The organism is Flavobacterium oreochromis (assembly GCF_019565455.1).
In the GTDB taxonomy this organism is placed as follows: Bacteria; Bacteroidota; Bacteroidia; order Flavobacteriales; family Flavobacteriaceae; genus Flavobacterium; species Flavobacterium oreochromis.
On sequence record NZ_CP067377.1, the window covers coordinates 2,357,382 to 2,374,883 of the forward strand.

Annotated in this window: 15 protein-coding genes, 1 other RNA gene and 3 pseudogenes; 13 read left to right on the top strand and 6 right to left on the bottom strand. The window is 28.9% G+C overall.

The annotated features are described in order from the left end of the window. Positions 1-85: 85 nt before the first annotated feature. The 7 genes and pseudogenes from JJC03_RS19430 to JJC03_RS11340 form a co-directional block, all read left to right on the top strand. Entirely contained in the window at positions 86-301 is a 216-nt protein-coding gene (locus tag JJC03_RS19430) for a DUF7619 domain-containing protein (RefSeq protein WP_445297847.1), read from the top strand. Between the two features lie 33 nt (positions 302-334). Beyond that, positions 335-502: a T9SS type A sorting domain-containing protein gene (locus JJC03_RS11315; RefSeq protein WP_235873343.1), complete on the top strand. Its 168-nt coding sequence runs from the start codon at positions 335-337 to the stop codon at positions 500-502. A 76-nt stretch (positions 503-578) separates the two neighbouring features. Continuing rightward, the gene (gene pyrR / locus JJC03_RS11320; RefSeq protein ID WP_088398125.1) at positions 579-1,115 is read left to right on the top strand and encodes a bifunctional pyr operon transcriptional regulator/uracil phosphoribosyltransferase PyrR; all 537 of its coding nucleotides are present in this window, start codon (positions 579-581) and stop codon (positions 1,113-1,115) included. A gap of 1 nt (position 1,116) precedes the next feature. Then, a complete protein-coding gene (locus JJC03_RS11325; RefSeq protein ID WP_235873344.1) occupies positions 1,117-2,043 on the top strand; it encodes an aspartate carbamoyltransferase catalytic subunit in 927 nt (308 codons plus the stop codon). A gap of 58 nt (positions 2,044-2,101) precedes the next feature. Further along, positions 2,102-2,434 (top strand): ribonuclease Z, encoded by a 333-nt coding sequence (locus JJC03_RS11330; RefSeq protein ID WP_088445112.1) that lies wholly within the window; start codon positions 2,102-2,104, stop codon positions 2,432-2,434. A gap of 661 nt (positions 2,435-3,095) precedes the next feature. Further along, entirely contained in the window at positions 3,096-3,356 is a 261-nt protein-coding gene (locus tag JJC03_RS11335; RefSeq protein ID WP_258931858.1) for a helix-turn-helix domain-containing protein, read from the top strand. Positions 3,357-3,920: 564 nt separating this feature from the next. Next, a pseudogene (locus JJC03_RS11340) lies at positions 3,921-4,103 on the top strand (DUF5694 domain-containing protein); the annotation flags it as partial. A 150-nt stretch (positions 4,104-4,253) separates the two neighbouring features. Here JJC03_RS11340 and JJC03_RS11345 read toward each other — a convergent pair. The 4 genes from JJC03_RS11345 to aroB all read right to left on the bottom strand — a co-directional run bounded on the left by JJC03_RS11345 (position 4,254) and on the right by aroB (position 8,283). Next, a complete protein-coding gene (locus JJC03_RS11345; RefSeq protein ID WP_088398122.1) occupies positions 4,254-4,631 on the bottom strand; it encodes a DNA primase in 378 nt (125 codons plus the stop codon). A 19-nt stretch (positions 4,632-4,650) separates the two neighbouring features. Beyond that, the gene (locus JJC03_RS11350; RefSeq protein ID WP_088398121.1) at positions 4,651-5,625 is read right to left on the bottom strand and encodes a deoxyhypusine synthase family protein; all 975 of its coding nucleotides are present in this window, start codon (positions 5,623-5,625) and stop codon (positions 4,651-4,653) included. Between the two features lie 34 nt (positions 5,626-5,659). Beyond that, positions 5,660-7,060: a type III PLP-dependent enzyme domain-containing protein gene (locus JJC03_RS11355; RefSeq protein WP_088445100.1), complete on the bottom strand. Its 1,401-nt coding sequence runs from the start codon at positions 7,058-7,060 to the stop codon at positions 5,660-5,662. Positions 7,061-7,227: 167 nt separating this feature from the next. Next, a complete protein-coding gene (aroB, locus tag JJC03_RS11360; RefSeq protein ID WP_235873348.1) occupies positions 7,228-8,283 on the bottom strand; it encodes a 3-dehydroquinate synthase in 1,056 nt (351 codons plus the stop codon). A 95-nt stretch (positions 8,284-8,378) separates the two neighbouring features. Here aroB and JJC03_RS11365 point away from each other — a divergent pair. From JJC03_RS11365 to pdxH, 3 genes and pseudogenes are all read left to right on the top strand, one after another. After that, a pseudogene (locus JJC03_RS11365) lies at positions 8,379-9,547 on the top strand (proline dehydrogenase family protein). 63 nt (positions 9,548-9,610) lie between these two features. After that, complete coding sequence (locus tag JJC03_RS11370) at positions 9,611-10,516, top strand: ribonuclease Z (protein ID WP_235873350.1); 906 nt, start codon at positions 9,611-9,613, stop codon at positions 10,514-10,516. Between the two features lie 518 nt (positions 10,517-11,034). Next, positions 11,035-11,677 (top strand): annotated as a pseudogene (gene pdxH, locus JJC03_RS11375) (pyridoxamine 5'-phosphate oxidase). Positions 11,678-11,988: 311 nt separating this feature from the next. On the opposite strand, the gene JJC03_RS11380 reads toward pdxH, so the two are convergent. Both JJC03_RS11380 and rnpB read right to left on the bottom strand, forming a co-directional pair. Then, a complete protein-coding gene (locus JJC03_RS11380) occupies positions 11,989-12,195 on the bottom strand; it encodes a transposase (protein ID WP_309597801.1) in 207 nt (68 codons plus the stop codon). Between the two features lie 57 nt (positions 12,196-12,252). Beyond that, an RNA gene (gene rnpB, locus JJC03_RS11385) (RNase P RNA component class A) lies at positions 12,253-12,573 on the bottom strand. Positions 12,574-12,740: 167 nt separating this feature from the next. On the opposite strand from rnpB, the gene dnaX reads away from it, so the two are divergent. The 3 genes from dnaX (at position 12,741) to clpB (ending at position 17,484) form a co-directional block, all read left to right on the top strand. Further along, complete coding sequence (dnaX, locus tag JJC03_RS11390) at positions 12,741-13,826, top strand: DNA polymerase III subunit gamma/tau (RefSeq protein WP_088398115.1); 1,086 nt, start codon at positions 12,741-12,743, stop codon at positions 13,824-13,826. Between the two features lie 53 nt (positions 13,827-13,879). Further along, positions 13,880-14,449, top strand: a complete 570-nt coding sequence (locus JJC03_RS11395; protein WP_235819385.1) for a DUF8439 domain-containing protein — start codon at positions 13,880-13,882, stop codon at positions 14,447-14,449. Between the two features lie 443 nt (positions 14,450-14,892). Then, positions 14,893-17,484, top strand: coding sequence for an ATP-dependent chaperone ClpB (clpB, locus tag JJC03_RS11400; RefSeq protein ID WP_235873353.1), 2,592 nt, complete (start codon positions 14,893-14,895; stop codon positions 17,482-17,484). The last annotated feature ends 18 nt before the right edge of the window (positions 17,485-17,502 follow it).

A 17,502-nucleotide genomic window follows, 5' to 3' on the forward strand; every position in this document is an offset into this window, starting at 1 on the left:
TCCTTAATCTAAAAAGTTAAAAGTCCTGCAAAATTGTAGGACTTTTTTTGTTATTTTGAATAATTAATTTTTTTGAACAATTAATTTGCTGTTTAATCATGCCAATAATCATAACTATGTGTTTTTCAAAATCAAAATAAAGTTGAATTTAGTTGCTGGTAATAGCTTTAGTAAAAACGCAAATATCTATTTTGATTATAATTTTTCTATTACAACTAATACGGCTACCATGACTATAGCTGCTTTAAAAAATAAGATTTTGAATTCAATAGTTATTTTAGATTGTATCCAAATCCTGTAGAGGCTACTTTAAATATAGGATCAAAAGATACTATTGAAGTGGATTCAATTCAGATATAATGCTTTGGAACAACTGGTTTTTGTAATTCCAAGTGCTCAAAATATGAATACAATTGATGTATCAAGTTTAACTTCAGGGAATTATTTTATAAAAATAAAATCTGATAAAGGAACCTCAAATACAAAGTTTCTCAAACAATAAAAAAAGTCCCGAGCCATCGGGACTTTTTTTATCAAAAAAAAATGTACTTTTACATTCCAAATGAAATAACATAACCATGAGTCATAAAACGCTGCTTACTTCTACAGAAGTAAATATTATACTCCATCGTTTGGCTTGTCAGCTTATTGAAAATCACTTAGATTTTTCAGAAACAGTCTTAATTGGGATTCAACCTCGCGGTGTCTATTTAGCGAAGCGATTATTGCAAATCTTAGAACAAGAATATGAGGTTCCCTCCGTACAAATTGGTTATTTAGATATTACTTTCTTTAGAGATGATTTTAGACGTGGTGAAACCCTAGAAGCTAATAAAACACAAATAGATTTCTTAGTCGAAGGGAAGAAAGTAATCTTTATAGATGATGTATTGTATACAGGTCGAAGTATTAATGCTGCTTTGCAAGCCTTACAATCTTTTGGTAGACCAAGTGAAGTAGAATTATTGGTATTAATTGATAGACGATTTAGTCGTCATTTGCCTATACAGCCTGATTATAGAGGAAGGCAAGTAGATGCTATCAATTATGAAAAAGTAGTGGTAAAATGGAAAGAAATCCATGGTGAGGATGCAGTAGAATTAATAACAAAGTAAAATGAAAGAATTAAGCGTAAATCACTTATTAGGGATTAAATATATAACTGAAGAAGATATTCAGTTAATTTTTGAAACCGCTGATCATTTTAAAGAAGTAATTAATCGTCCAATTAAAAAAGTACCTTCTTTACGTGATATCACCATTGCTAATATCTTCTTTGAAAATAGTACACGTACAAAACTATCATTTGAGCTAGCTCAAAAAAGGTTATCCGCTGATATTGTAAATTTTGCAGCCTCTAGTTCTTCTGTTACAAAAGGAGAAACTCTTATTGATACAGTGAATAATATACTTTCTATGAAAGTAGATATGGTCGTTATGCGTCATTCATCACCAGGTGCTGCTGTTTTTCTTTCAAAAAATGTAAAAGCAAGTATTGTAAATGCAGGAGATGGAGCACATGAGCATCCTACACAAGCATTGTTAGATGCTTATACTATTCGTGAAAAATTAGGTGACGTAGCTGGAAAAAAAGTGGTAATTGTAGGAGATATTTTGCATTCAAGGGTAGCCTTATCTAATATTTATTCATTACAAAAATTAGGTGCTCAAGTTAAAGTTTGTGGTCCTAATACTTTAATTCCGCGCTATATTAGAGAGTTAGGGGTAGAAGTAGAGCCTAATTTAAGAAAAGCACTTGAATGGTGCGATGTAGCCAATATGTTACGTGTTCAAAATGAACGTTTAGATGTAAGTTATTTCCCTTCTACACGTGAGTATACCATGCAATATGGATTAGATAAAGATTTATTAAATTCTTTAAATAAAGAAATAGTTGTAATGCATCCTGGTCCTATTAATCGTGGGGTGGAAATTACCAGCGATGTAGCTGATTCTAAACAATCTGTTATTTTAGATCAAGTAGAAAATGGAGTGGCAGTTCGCATGGCAGTAATTTATTTATTAGCTTCAAAAATTAAATAAAAATGATAATCATTTTTATTTAATTTTTGAATGATTAATTTAGTGAAGAAAAAAAGTAATGAAAGTTGATCAAAGAGGACATACTACCATTATAAAAGATACAGAAGGTAGTTCTGATGTTTTTTTACAAAAACTAATCAGTCAGTATAATACATTTAAGGATGTTAATTTAATTATAGATATTACACACGATGATTCAGTTAATTTAGAAGCAATTAATTCTTTTATAGAATTATCAGATAAACATAAAGCTTTAAAGAAGTCTTTTGTATTAGTGGCAGAAGGAATTGATTTTAATGAGGTTCCTGATTCTATATTAGTAGTTCCTACTTTATTAGAAGCACACGATATAATAGAAATGGAAGAAATAGAACGAGATTTAGGTTTTTAACCTTTTGGAACAAATAGAGAAGGTTTATTCCCTTCTTTTTTATATAAAATATATGATTAATATTTTATTTTTAGTCTGTTAATAGAAAAGATAATATTTTATATTTATTGCTTATCTAAGATAAAATATCGATGTAGATTTTTATAAATTGAGAGACATTCTTTTAAGTCATTTTATAGAAGGATTTTATTTTGTAAATAAAAAGAATTAAATGAAGTAGTGATGAAATATTGGACTTTTCCTAATAATTACTCAATTGTAGCAGTTTATTAAAATACAAACTTACGATTAAAAATAGTCTTATAGAGGTTAGTAATTTAAATGAAAATAATATAGTTAGTACTTTAGTAACTCGTTATATAACACCTATTGAAATAATACAAAATCAGATAACTCCTGTGATAACAATTTATTTTAAACTTTTAGGTTTGAATCGTTTTGTAGATTTTTCTTTATTAAATTCAGAAAATAATATATTTTATTTTAATCCCTTTATGATTATAAAGAAAAGATGAATGCAATTTTTAAAACATCTAATAGAAATTTGCAAAATAAGAGAGTTAGAAACAAGTTTAAAGAGAAAGAATTTACCCTTTTATAAAATATTATTGTAGACTTTCCGTCAGATTTAAAGATTAATGAAATAACTCATAAGTATACTGTGTCAAGACAGTATTTGAATAAAATATTTACAAAACAAGTAAAGAAATCACCTACAGAATTTAGAAAAATTCATCGCTTTAGGATATCATTAGTAAATCAAATAAGAGAAGGAAATTTTACTAAACTTTCTTATGAATCACAATTTTATGATCAGTCACACTTTGTTAGAGATTTTAAAGATTTAACGAGTTTTAAACCTACTGATTTTTTAAAATGTAGATACAAACAAAGAAAATATATGGTTAGTTTTTTAACTTAGTTTACATTTTTACAATTTTAAAGGGAAAGATTATTTTTTATTTGTTTAAAAAATAATTATCATGAAATTTTAAAAAAATCTATTTACTCTTATTGCTTTCTTTTTTGGAATATATGCGCAAAAAAAGTTTTTAAGAAAGAAATCCTACTAAATGGCGTTTTTCATTTTAATAATCCAGGGCAAGATTTAACGAAATACAAAAAAATAGATGTATTAAATGATGCATCATAGAAAGAGCTTGAAAAAAATAATGAAACAATAAGCAAAATCCTACTAAAATTTTTACGGAATGGGATTATAAAAAACAAAAAGAATTAGATAGTTTGTATGACTTATATTTTAAAAATGACTATTTTGATTATGTGGCTAAAAATACCTAGAAATAATTTTTATGTAGAGAATGAAATTTTTTAATTAGGTTTTAGAATAGCAAAAAATAATAAAAATGAAAACTTAGGGAATAGATGTTTCCACTTCTTTTCCGTTTGATTCTCTTTTAATAGTTATTGATAAAGCAGGATAAAAGCAATTGAAAGATTCTGTTTTTAAAAGAATAAAAATTTTGAGAGATTAAAATTATCAGAAATTTTGCTAAAATTAAATAGTCATGTAAATAGAAAGTTTGATTTAGGATCTTATATTTCTTTGTTTAATTTAGTGGGAAAGACACAAGATTTTACAAGTGCTAATTTCGTAGCTGAATGGTATAGACGTAATTTACTTATGTATTCATTAGTTCAAAAATAAATGATAAGAAAAGAAGAAAAAGCGGTCGTTATTTTGGATAATAGTCATATTACTTTATTTAAACATTTTATTGATTTAGATGAGAATTATAAAAAGATTTAATGAAATAAAATAAAAAAGGTTCGAATAACTTTCGAACCTTTTTTATTATTAATCTTGGTCTTCATCCTCATCTTGATCTTCATCCTCATCTTCTTGATCTTCGTCTTCATCTTCAGATTGATCCTCTTTTTCTTCATCTGATGCAGCGTCAGAATCAATTTCTAAATCTTTTAATGCGTCTAGTGTATCATCACCATCGATATCGTCATCGTCGTCAAAGTTCACAATTCGATCTGCTAATTTAGTACTTACTTTTACTAAATAAATAGTGTCTTCAGTCTTAACTTCAACAGCTTCAATTGTTTCATTTTTAGCATTTTTAAAACGAATGATGTCAGAATCATCATAACCTTCAGGGAATTTCTCTACTAAAAGGTTTAAAATTTCACTCGTAAGCTTTGAATAATCTACAATAACTCTTTTCATAAATTGGGGATAATCTTTTTTATTGGCCTAAAACGTATGCGAAAATTAATGGAGCAACAATAGTTGCGTCAGATTCAACGATGAATTTTGGAGTTGTAATGTCTAATTTGCCCCAAGTGATTTTTTCATTTGGAACAGCACCAGAATATGATCCGTAACTAGTGGTTGAGTCTGAAATTTGGCAGAAATAACTCCAGAAAGGAACATCGTGCATTTCCATATCTTGATATAACATAGGAACAACACAAATAGGGAAGTCACCTGCAATACCACCACCAATTTGGAAAAATCCTATTCCTTTTCCTTCACAGTTTTTAGTGTACCAATCAGCTAACCACATCATATATTCTACACCGCTTTTCATAGTGGTTGCTTGAAATTCACCTTTAATGCAGTAAGAAGCAAAAATATTACCCATTGTACTATCTTCCCATCCAGGTACTACTATTGGTAGGTTTTTTTCAGCAGCAGCAACCATCCAAGAATCTTTAGGGTCAATTTCGTAATATTGTTCTAAGACACCAGAATTAATCATTTGGTACATGAACTCATGAGGGAAATATCTTTCACCTGATTTATCAGCTTTATTCCAAATATCATATAAATGTGATTGTAAACGACGGAAAGCTTCCTCTTCAGGAATACAAGTATCTGTTACACGATTGTAATGATTTTCTAACAAGTCCCATTCTTCTTGTGGTGATAAATCACGATAGTTAGGAACTCTTTTGTATGAATTATGAGCTACAAGGTTCATAATATCTTCTTCTAAGTTAGCACCAGTGCATGAAATGATATGTACTTTGTCTTGACGAATCATTTCAGCTAATGATTTTCCTAATTCGGCAGTACTCATAGCACCTGCTAAGGTAATCATCATTTTACCATTGTCTAACAAATGTTCTTCATATCCTTTAGCTGCATCTACTAAAGCAGCTGCATTAAAATGAAGATAATGTTTTTCAATAAATTGACTAATAGGTCCTTTATTCATTTTTATTTATTGTTTGTGTTTGTATTTTCTGTTGTTATTTTTTATTGTAACCTAATATCTCTAAAATTTCTTCTGCTTTTTGTTCTTCTGAAAAAACCTCTGTTGCAAAAATGCCATTTTTATCTTTATCAATCAAGATGTGTTTAGGTTGTGGTAAGATACAATGATGTAAACCTCCGTGTCCTCCTATTGTTTCTTGATATGCACCTGTGTTAAAGAAACCGATGTAAAGCGGTTTTTCTTTGTTGTATTTAGGAAGATAGATAGCGTTCATGTGTTGTTCAGAATTGTAATAATCATCACCATCACATGTTAAACCTCCTAGTAGCACACGTTCGTAAGTATCATTCCAACGATTTACTGCTAACATAACAAAACGTTTGTTAATTGCCCATGTATCAGGGAGTGTTGTGATAAAGGAAGAATCTATCATGTTCCAATTTTCTCTGTCATTTTGTTTTTTCTGATACAATACTTGATAAATAGCTCCTCCTGCTTCTCCAACTGTAAAAGAACCAAATTCAGTAAAGATATGAGGAACAGGAACTTCTGCTTCATCACAAGCGATTTTAATTTGGTTTAAGATTTCATCTACCATGTATTGATAGTCATATTCAAAAGCTAATGAATTTTTAATAGGAAACCCTCCACCTATATTTAAACTATCTAAAGTTGGGCATTCTTTTTTAAGGTTGATATAAACCTTCATACATTTTAATAACTCATTCCAATAATAAGCTGTATCACGTATTCCGGCATTAATGAAAAAGTGAAGCATTTTTAGTTCAACTTTTTTGTTATCCTGAATATTTTTTCTGTAGAAAGGCACAATATCTTTATAACCTATTCCTAAGCGAGAAGTATAAAATTCAAACTTAGGTTCTTCTTCTGCTGCTATACGAATTCCGATTTTGAATTTACCGTCAATTTCTTCTTGTAATAAATCTAATTCTTCAAAATTATCAATAACCGGTACTGTATTTTTATGTCCGTTGTTAATTAACCGAGCAATATTACTGACATATTGCCCGCGTTTAAATCCATTACATACAACAAAAGTATTTTTGTTGATTCTTCCATCTTCCATTAATTTTTCAACAATATTAATGTCAAAGGCAGAAGAAGTTTCAATATGTATATTGTTTTTTAAAGCTTCATTTAAGATAAATTCAAAATGGGAACTTTTAGTACAATAGCAATAATAATATTTTGCCTCATAACCATGTTTTTCCATGGCATTACGAAACCACATTTTAGCTTTATTAATATTTTGAGAAATTTTAGGTAAATATGTAAACTTAAGAGGAGTTCCGTATTGCTCTACTAATTTCATTAGATCAATACCATGAAATTGTAGATGGTCTTTATTTAAGGTGAACTCTTCTTGAGGAAAATAAAATGTTTGATTGATTAAGTCGAAATATTTTGTATTCATTTAGCTATAAATAAATTGTAATTAAAATTAATAAAAAAACTCAATACAATTTATTCAAATACGAATATTCGCAAAAATGATTTCTAATTCGGTATAAAGGGGTTCGTCCATAGCTGGCAAAAATAAAAAATAATAACTTTTTACTCCAAAGAAAATTTTTAAAAAAATCAATTTTTATAATCATCAAAAGCAGCTAGGATATCAAAGTCTGTTACTGTTTGATTTATTATACACTGACCAATTGAGTTTAGAAGGGTAAATTGTATTTTTCCAAACTCATTTTTTTTGTCGTGAATTAATAAATTCATAATAAAATTGATTTCATTATCGTTAAAATTAATAGAATCATATAGATTTAGTATTAAATTTTTTATTTCAAGATATTCATTCAATGATAAAAGATCTTTTTTTACTGATAAAAAACTCTCTAAAATTATGCCACAAGCAATGGCTTCACCATGAAGTAGTCGTTCCTTGTTGGGGTGTTCTAAAAAGTAAGTTTCAATTGCATGACCTAACGTATGACCAAAATTTAGTGCTTTTCTGATTCCTATTTCTCTAGGATCTTCTTTAACAATTTTTGCTTTCACTGCTATAGATTCTTCAATTAAAAAATCAAATTCTTGAAAATTAATATTTGTAAGATCTTTGAAACGATTCCAATGATTTTTATTTCCAATAAGTCCGTGTTTCAGCATTTCGGCTAGACCAGAACGGAGTTCTCTTTGAGATAATGATTGAAGGAATTGTGTGTTAATAAGTACCATTTCAGGTTGGGTAATAGTTCCAATTTGGTTTTTTAAACCACCTAAATCAACGCCGTTTTTTCCCCCAATAGAAGCATCTACCATAGCTAATAAAGTAGTAGGGATATTTATAAAAGAAAGACCTCGTTTAAAAGTTGAGGCTATAAATCCTCCCATATCTGTAATTACACCACCTCCTACATTGATAATTAAACTTTTTCTATCAGCTCCTAGTTCTGTTAAAGCTTCCCAAACGTTTACGCAAGTTTCAATTGTTTTGTTTTCTTCTCCAGCTTCTAATTCTATTATTTCTAAGGGAAGTTCTGTTTCCAAATAAGATAAAAAATGAGGTAAGCAATATTCATTTGTATTTTCATCTACTAAGATGAAAATTTTAGAAAATTGATTTTCTTTTAGAAATTGATTTAATCCTAAATAATTGTCATTTACGAAATGTACTGAAGAAAAAGCCTGCATTTTTTTGAAAATTAAGTTTTTGTGCAAAATAAAATAAAAAATACTATATAAATAATGGACTCATGATTTTATATTTGCATAAGAAAAAAAATAAAATGGAAAAAATATTTGATAATACACAAAATGCTTTTAGTTTAAAAAGCGATACTGAGTTAGAAAGAGCTCATTTTTTGTTTAAAGTGATCGATTCTCAGCCTTTGGTGAAAATAGGAACAGTAGTTACGAACTTCGCTTTAAAAGCAAAATTGCCGGTTGAAGGATTAATCAGGGCTACAGTATTTGATCATTTTTGTGGAGGTGTTTCAGAAGATGATTGTATTCCAGTAGTAGATAAGATGTATACAAAAGGAGTTTCTTCTGTTTTAGATTATTCTGTAGAAGGTAAAGAGGATGAAAAAGCTTTTGATGATGCAATGAATAAAACATTAAAAATTATTCTTTTTGCAAAAGAAAAAAAGCAATTCCATTTGCCGTTTTTAAACCTACCGGTTTTGGGCGTTTTGAATTATATCAAAAACTAGGAGAAGGTCAAGAATTAACAGAAGTTGAACAAGCAGAATGGGGGCGAGTAGAAGAACGCTTTGATAAAGTTTGTAAATTAGCATACGAAAATGATATTGCTTTATTAATTGATGGAGAGGAAAGTTGGATGCAAGATGCTGCTGATAATTTAGTAGCAAGGATGATGCAAAAATATAATAAAGAAAAAGCTATCGTATACAATACGCTTCAAATGTATCGTTGGGATCGTTTAGATTATTTAAAAAAATTACATGCTCAAGCGGAACAAGAAGGTTTTCATATAGGAATGAAATTAGTTCGTGGAGCCTATATGGAAAAAGAAAATGCAAGAGCGCAAGAGAAAGGCTATAAAACACCTATTTGTGACTCTAAACAAGCTACTGATTATAATTTTAATGATGCAGTAGCTTATATGATGGAGCATATTGATAAAATGGCTATTTTTGCGGGTACTCACAATGAAGATAGTTCTTACAAACTAATGGAGATGATGGTGCATAAAGGAATTGCTAAAAATGACTTTAGAGTGTGGTTTGGTCAGTTATACGGTATGAGTGATAATATTAGTTATAATTTAGCCGCTAATGGGTATAATGTAGCTAAGTATTTGCCTTTTGGTCCCGTTAAAGATGTTATGCCTTATCTAATTAGAAGAGCAGAGGAAAATACTTCTGTTGCAGGTCAAACAAGTAGAGAGCTTACCTTAATTAAAAGAGAAAGAAACAGAAGAAAAGGAAAATAAAAAAATATTGCAGTTTTATTTTCTTTTATATTAAAACTGCAATATTTTTGATATTTTATATAAATGAATTTAACTATTTTAGGCTGTTATGCTGCTACACCTAGGACATTCACAAACCCTACATCACAGGTTTTAGAAATTAGTAATCGATTATTTTTAATTGACTGTGGTGAAGGAACACAAACGCAATTACGAAAAAATAAAATCCGTTTTACAGCTATTAATCAAATTTTTATTTCTCATTTACATGGAGATCATTTTTACGGGTTAATTGGTTTGATTTCTACCTTTACCTTATTAAACAGGCATAACCCGCTGACTATTTATGGACCAGTGGGGATTAAGGAAGTTATTAAGTTACAACTTCGTTTAGCAAATTCATGGCCTCAATATGAATTAAATTTTGTAGAGCTTAAATCAAAAAAATCGGAAGTTATTTATGAAGATAAAAAAATAGTAGTACGAACAATTCCTTTAAAACATAGGGTGTATACAAATGGTTTTTTATTTACAGAAAAAACCAAAGAACGTAAACTCAATGTAGATAAAGTACAGGAATACCAAATAGAGAGTTGTTATTTTCAAAATATTAAAAACGGACGTGATATTACTTTAGATGATGGAAGGGTAATTCCAAATCATGTTTTAAGTTTTGATCCACCTAAATCAGAAAGTTATGCTTTTTGTTCTGATACCCAGTATGACGAAAGTATTGTTCCTATTATAAAAGGAGTACAAGTGCTTTATCATGAATCTACATTCTTAAATGCAGAGGAACATGTAGCAGAAAAAACAATGCATTCAACCGCTGAGCAAGCTGCTAAAATTGCTCACCAAGCTAATGTAGGTAAATTAATTTTGGGGCATTATTCAACCCGTTATGAATCTATAAAGCTCTTTAAAAAAGAAGCTGAATCTATATTTAAAAATGTTTTATTAGGGGATGATGGTGCTAATTTTAAATTCTAAAACAATCCCTCTTTAAATCTTAATTATTAATTTAGTTTAATGATTATATAAAATATATTTATATGATTAATTGATCAGTATATTATTTAAAAGGAATAAATATTAGAGTGTTTTTTCAAAAATCTTATTTAGCCTAATATTCTAGTTCTTTTTGATTAAATTCTTTTAAATAAACTTTTTGAACAGTTTAAAATATATACTTTTAATTTATAAAAATGATTACTACTCTGTTCTTATCAATTGTATTAAAATTGGTAAAAAAAGATAATTAAATAAAATCTTGGTTATATAAATTCAGTGTGCTAGCTTTAATCTTTGAATTTCTTTTGTAATAGAGGATAAAAAGTAATTGAAAGAGATAAAGTATTATTGTCTCGTTTTCAGGTTGAAATTTTGATATGGTAAAATCATTTTTTTAACACAAAAAGAGTTTTAGCTGTCATAGCATTTTTTTAATCTGGTTTTTATGTGATATTAAAATAGATGTAAAACAAAATAAACATAATTAAATCATAAAAATGGAAGATTTAAGTAATTATAGAAAAGTATATCAAAAGAGTGAATTGCTAGAGAAAAATATTCCAGAAGATCCAATTAATCTTTTTCATCGTTGGTTTCACGAAGTAGAGGATTTTGGAGGAGTAGATGAAGTAAATGCAATGACTGTTTCAACAATAGGTTTAGATGGTTTTCCTAAAGCAAGAGTAGTGTTGTTAAAAAAATATAATGAAGAAGGATTTGTTTTTTATACTAATTATTTATCAGAAAAAGGAAAAGCAATAGCAAATAATCCTAATGTATGTCTTTCTTTTTTTGGCATTCAATGGAGCGCCAAGTTGTTATAAAAGGAATTGCTAAAAGGTATTATCTTCCATTTCTGATGCTTATTTTTACTCAAGGCCAGATGGAAGTAAATTAGGAGCTATAGTTTCAAGTCAAAGTGAAGTAATTCCAAGTAGAGAGTTTTTAGATCAAAAATTATATGAGTTAGAAAAAGAAATAGGGGGAAAAGAAATAGTTAGACCTGATTATTGGGGAGGTTTTTTAGTAGAACCTAAGGAAGTAGAGTTTTGGCAAGGTCGTCCAAACCGTTTACATGATCGAATTAGATATCAATTAAAAGAAGATTTTACCTGGAAAATCGATCGTTTGGCCCCATAAAAAGATTACAATTGTAGTTTTTTTCTTACTTTAAAATAAAAAAAGTGTTTTTTATCGATTTTATTTGCTGTTTAATCGAAACTTGTTTTATATTTGTATCAGAAATCAGAACAACATTTGTTTTTAGAATTTTAAAATCTGAAAATAAATTCATGATAGTTTAGTTTTTTAGTTTGTTTATTTGATTGAGAAGTGCCTCTTATCCCCAAGAATAGAGGTGCTTTCTTTCATTTTTAGGAAAAACTTAAATTATTGTATTCTTAATGTGAAAATACTACGGATTAAGTTATATTTATGTGGATTAGTTAAAATTACGCATATAAATTAGTTAGTCTAAAAAGGAAGAATTCTATATTTTTCACCCCTCTAAATTTACTTCTAAAAGCTTTTATTTTTACATTGAAAGATTCTGCTGAAGCGTTAGTACTTCGATTATCAAAATAATTTAGTCTTATATTAATTGAGCTAAGTTGTGTTTGGTCTTTATAATAATTAGTTTTACTGTCTTGTGTAAATATACTGCTTCAGTGGAAGGGAGTGTGAAGATTGATTAAAAAGATATAGTAACTAAAGTAAAAAAAAGCAGATCTGTAAGTCGGATTCTGTACATAAAAAATATGCCCTTATCATTTATCTAGCCAAATTATTACTAATATGATCTATCTGCCTACCCCTCAGCAACGGGCGAGCAACCCTTAACTACTGATATACATGGCATTTCACCGCATAGAGTTTACCTGATTTCACTACAGCATTACCTGTACATCCTTTCTGTTGCACTTGTCCTCCCTTGAATTACTTCAAAGTGACGGGCGTTACCCGCTATGCTTGCTCTTTGGTGTCCGGACTTTCCTCTTTTAAACTTACGTTTAGAAAGCGATAAGGCGACCTGCGCTGCAAAGTTATGAATAACTCGTGTATAAATTATTACTTCGTTCAAAAAAAACTTAATTTTTAAAGAAAAATATACTTATCGCTTTGAAAATAGTTAAAAGAAATAAATAGAAGTTTCCTTTTGGAAACTATAAATTTAATCTACTATATTTGTAACTCATTTTTGTCTATGGAACAGTTTATTGTATCAGCACGTAAATATAGACCTCAAACATTTAAAGATGTTGTGGGGCAGCAGGCTATTACGAATACTTTGTTAAATGCCATTGATAATAATCATTTAGCTCAGGCATTGCTATTTACAGGGCCAAGAGGAGTTGGTAAAACAACTTGTGCTCGAATTTTAGCAAGAAAAATTAATCAAGAAGGGTATGATGATCCTAATGAAGATTTTGCTTTTAATGTATTTGAGTTAGATGCTGCTTCAAATAACTCGGTAGATGATATACGTAATTTAATTGATCAAGTACGTATACCACCTCAAACAGGTAAATATAAAGTTTATATTATAGATGAGGTACATATGTTGTCAACCGCAGCTTTTAATGCTTTTTTAAAAACATTAGAAGAGCCTCCAAAGCACGCTATATTTATACTGGCTACAACTGAAAAACATAAAATTATACCTACGATTTTATCTCGTTGTCAGATTTTTGATTTTAAAAGGATTACAGTAAAAGATGCTAAAGAACATTTAGCCGAAGTAGCTAGAAGTCAAGATATCGTTTTTGAAGATGATGCTCTGCATATAATAGCCCAGAAAGCTGATGGTGCTATGCGTGATGCTTTATCTATTTTTGATCGAGTAGTTTCTTATTGTGGGAAAAATTTAACAAGAGCCGCAGTTACAGAAAATTTAAATGTTCTTGATTTTGAATATTACATTAAAGTAACAGATTTAATTTTAGAAAATAAAATTCCAGATTTATTATTAGCTTATAATGAAATTTTAGCAAAAGGTTTTGATAGTCATCACTTCGTTGCAGGTTTAGCTTCACATTTTAGAAATTTATTAGTTTGTAAAAATCCAGCAACGTTAATACTTTTAGAAGCAGGAGAGCATGCTCAAAAATTATATGGAGAGCAAGCGCAAAAAGCCTCACAAGATTTTTTATTACAAGGAATTGAGTTAGCTAATGATTGTGATTTAAAATATAAAACATCTCAAAATCAACGACTTTTAGTAGAGTTGTGTTTAATGCAGTTAGCCTCTATCACTTTTGATGGAGAAAAAAAAAAGCTAACTCATTTATAATTCCTCCCACTTATTATAAAAACACTAGTTTTTCTATTACAGAAGTAAAACAAGTGGTTGTACCTCAGCAATCTCAGGTGTCTAGTGAAGTAAAGGATACTACAAATGAAACAAAAGTAGTTGCTAAAATAGAACCTAAGCCAGAACCTAGTCAAAATATAGGACCTAAAGTATCTTCTTTGTCTTTGTCTAGTATAAGGATCAAAAAAGAATTAGAAGCGCAGTTAAAACCAGAACAAAAACATCATGATGAATTGCCTGTAGAACCATTTACTGAAACAGAAATGTTAGAACAATGGTTGAAATATGCACAAAAACTAGGTAATAAAGGGTATAAGATTTTAGAATCTTTGATGTTGATTAATGATCCTGTTTTAGAAGGAACTACTATTATTCACGAATTACCTAATGAAAGTTCAAAAATAGATTTTGAAGGAGAAAAACATGATTTATTAGGTTACCTAAGAGGAAAACTACACAATCATACCATTAATTTAGAAATCAGACTAAACGAAACCATTGAAACCAAAAAAGCTTTTACAGCAGAGGAAAAATATCAATTAATGCGTGATATTAATCCTGCTTTAGATGTGTTGAGAAAGTTGTTCGATTTAGATGTTTAGGTCTAAATTTTTTATTCAAATATCTTATATCTTCAATATTAATTTACTTTAACTATTTGTATATAGATATTTTATAGTTGCTCTTTTAATGATACTAAATTAGTATAATAATAATTGATCTTTTATAAAAAAATCTAGGGATATAAAGGAAATAAAATAGTGTTTTCTATTCATTCAAATTAATTTTACTATTTACTTCTGTTAAGTTTAATTTTTTTACACTTTTTAATGTGACTTATTTTTATTATTATCTAAGAACTCTCTCTTTTTAATAGTAAAACCATGTCATTTTGACTTCTTTTTTTTGATTTTTTAAAAAAAATAAAGACATTATGTCTTGAAAAGTACAATGGAACATAAATTGTCTATTCTTATGCAAAGAAAATAACTCTAAACATGAGTTAAGAATTACAGTTAAAAAGTAAAATCCAAAACTAGAAAAAATGAACTTAAATAATTTAACAATTAAATCACAAGAAGCCTTGCAGCAAGCACAACAAATTGCGCAAGGTAATGATCAACAACAATTAGAAAATGAACATATTTTTAAAGGAATTTTAGAAGTTGATGAAAATGTAGCCCCGTTTATCTTAAAAAAATTAAATGTAAATGTAGAGCTCTTTAAGAAGATATTAGAAAGTACTATTCAAAGTTTCCCAAAAGTATCGGGTGGTGATTTAATGCTTTCTCGTGATGCGAATACGTCATTAATAGAAGCAAATAATATTGCTAAAAAGATGAATGATGAGTATGTTTCTATTGAACATTTAATTTTAGCTATTTTTAAATCAAAAAGTAAAGTAGCTCAAATATTAAAAGATCAAGGTGTTACAGAAAAAGGACTTGAAAGTGCCATTGCTGAAATACGAAAAGGTGAGCGAGTTACATCTGCATCTGCCGAAGAAACATATAATTCATTAAATAAATACGCTAAAAATTTAAATGAATTAGCTAGAACAGGAAAGTTAGATCCAGTTATAGGAAGAGACGAAGAAATAAGAAGAGTCTTACAAATATTAACAAGACGTACAAAAAATAATCCAATGCTTATAGGGGAGCCAGGAGTAGGAAAAACAGCTATAGCAGAAGGATTAGCGCATAGGATTGTAGATGGAGATGTTCCAGAAAATCTTAAAAATAAAATAGTTTATTCTTTAGATATGGGAGCTCTTATAGCAGGAGCAAAATACAAAGGAGAGTTTGAAGAACGTTTAAAATCAGTAGTAAAAGAAGTAACTTCTGCTGAAGGAGATATCGTCTTATTTATAGATGAAATTCACACATTAGTTGGTGCTGGTGGAGGAGAAGGAGCTATGGATGCAGCTAATATTTTAAAGCCAGCTTTAGCTAGAGGTGAATTAAGAGCTATTGGGGCAACCACTTTAGATGAATATCAAAAATATTTTGAAAAAGACAAAGCATTAGAAAGACGTTTTCAAAAAGTTAATATTGATGAACCTGATACAGAAAGTGCTATTTCTATTTTAAGAGGTATCAAAGAAAAATATGAAACCCATCATAAAGTACGTATTAAAGATGACGCTATTATAGCAGCAGTCGAGTTGTCTCAACGTTATATAACAAATCGTTTTTTACCAGATAAAGCTATTGATTTAATGGATGAAGCGGCCTCTAAATTGCGTATGGAAATTAATTCAAAACCAGAAGAATTAGATGTCTTGGATCGAAAAATTATGCAATTAGAAATTGAAATTGAAGCAATAAAAAGAGAAAATGATGAAATTAAGTTAAAAACTTTAGGTTTAGATTTAGCTAATTTAAAAGAAGAAAGAAATGATATCTTTGCTCGTTGGAAATCTGAAAAAGATCTAGTAGATGCAATTCAAAGCGTAAAATTAATAATTGAAGATCTTAAAATAGAAGCTGAAAGAGCAGAGAGAGAGGGAGATTATGGGAAAGTAGCAGAAATCAGATATGGAAAAATAAAAGAAGCCCAAGAAAATCTAGATAATTTGCAAAAACAATTAAATGAAAATCAACAAGGAAATTCTTTAATAAAAGAAGAAGTTACACAAGATGATATTGCAGAAGTTGTAGCAAAATGGACAGGAATACCGGTTGTTAAAATGTTACAAAGTGAACGAGAAAAATTATTAAAATTAGAAGATGAATTACATAAAAGAGTAGTAGGTCAAGAAGAAGCAATACAAGCTATTAGTGATGCAGTGCGTAGAAGTCGTGCAGGACTACAAGATGTAAAAAAACCAATTGGATCATTCTTATTTCTAGGTACAACAGGTGTTGGTAAAACAGAATTAGCAAAAGCTTTAGCAGAATATCTTTTTGATGATGAAAATGCTATGACTCGTATTGATATGAGTGAATACCAAGAACGTCATAGTGTAAGTAGATTAGTAGGAGCTCCTCCAGGTTATGTAGGATATGATGAAGGAGGTCAACTAACAGAAGCAGTTCGAAGAAAGCCATATTCTGTAGTTTTATTAGATGAAATAGAAAAAGCACATCCAGATACCTTTAATATTTTATTGCAAGTTTTAGATGAAGGAAGATTAACTGATAATAAAGGAAGACTAGCTGATTTTAAAAATACAATCATTATAATGACATCTAATATAGGAAGTCAGATAATACAAGAAAAATTTGAAAACTTAGCAGGATCTATAGAAGCTGCTACTGAATTAGCAAAAGTAGAAGTCTTAGGTTTGCTTAAACAAACAGTTCGCCCAGAATTCATTAATAGAATAGATGAAATAGTTATGTTTACACCGTTAAGTAATGCTAATATTAGAGAAATTGTAGCTTTTCAATTAAAAAGCGTAACGAAAATGTTAGCACATCAAAACATAACTATGGATGCAACACCAGAAGCGATTACCTATTTATCAGAAAAAGGATTTGATCCAGAATTTGGAGCAAGACCTGTAAAAAGAGTAATTCAAAGAGAAGTTTTAAATCAATTATCTAAAGAAATTCTAGCTGGAAAAGTAACTACAGAAAGCATGATTCTTTTAGATTGTTTTGATAATCAATTAGTTTTTAGAAATCAAAATTAAAAAACTAATTTTCGGTTA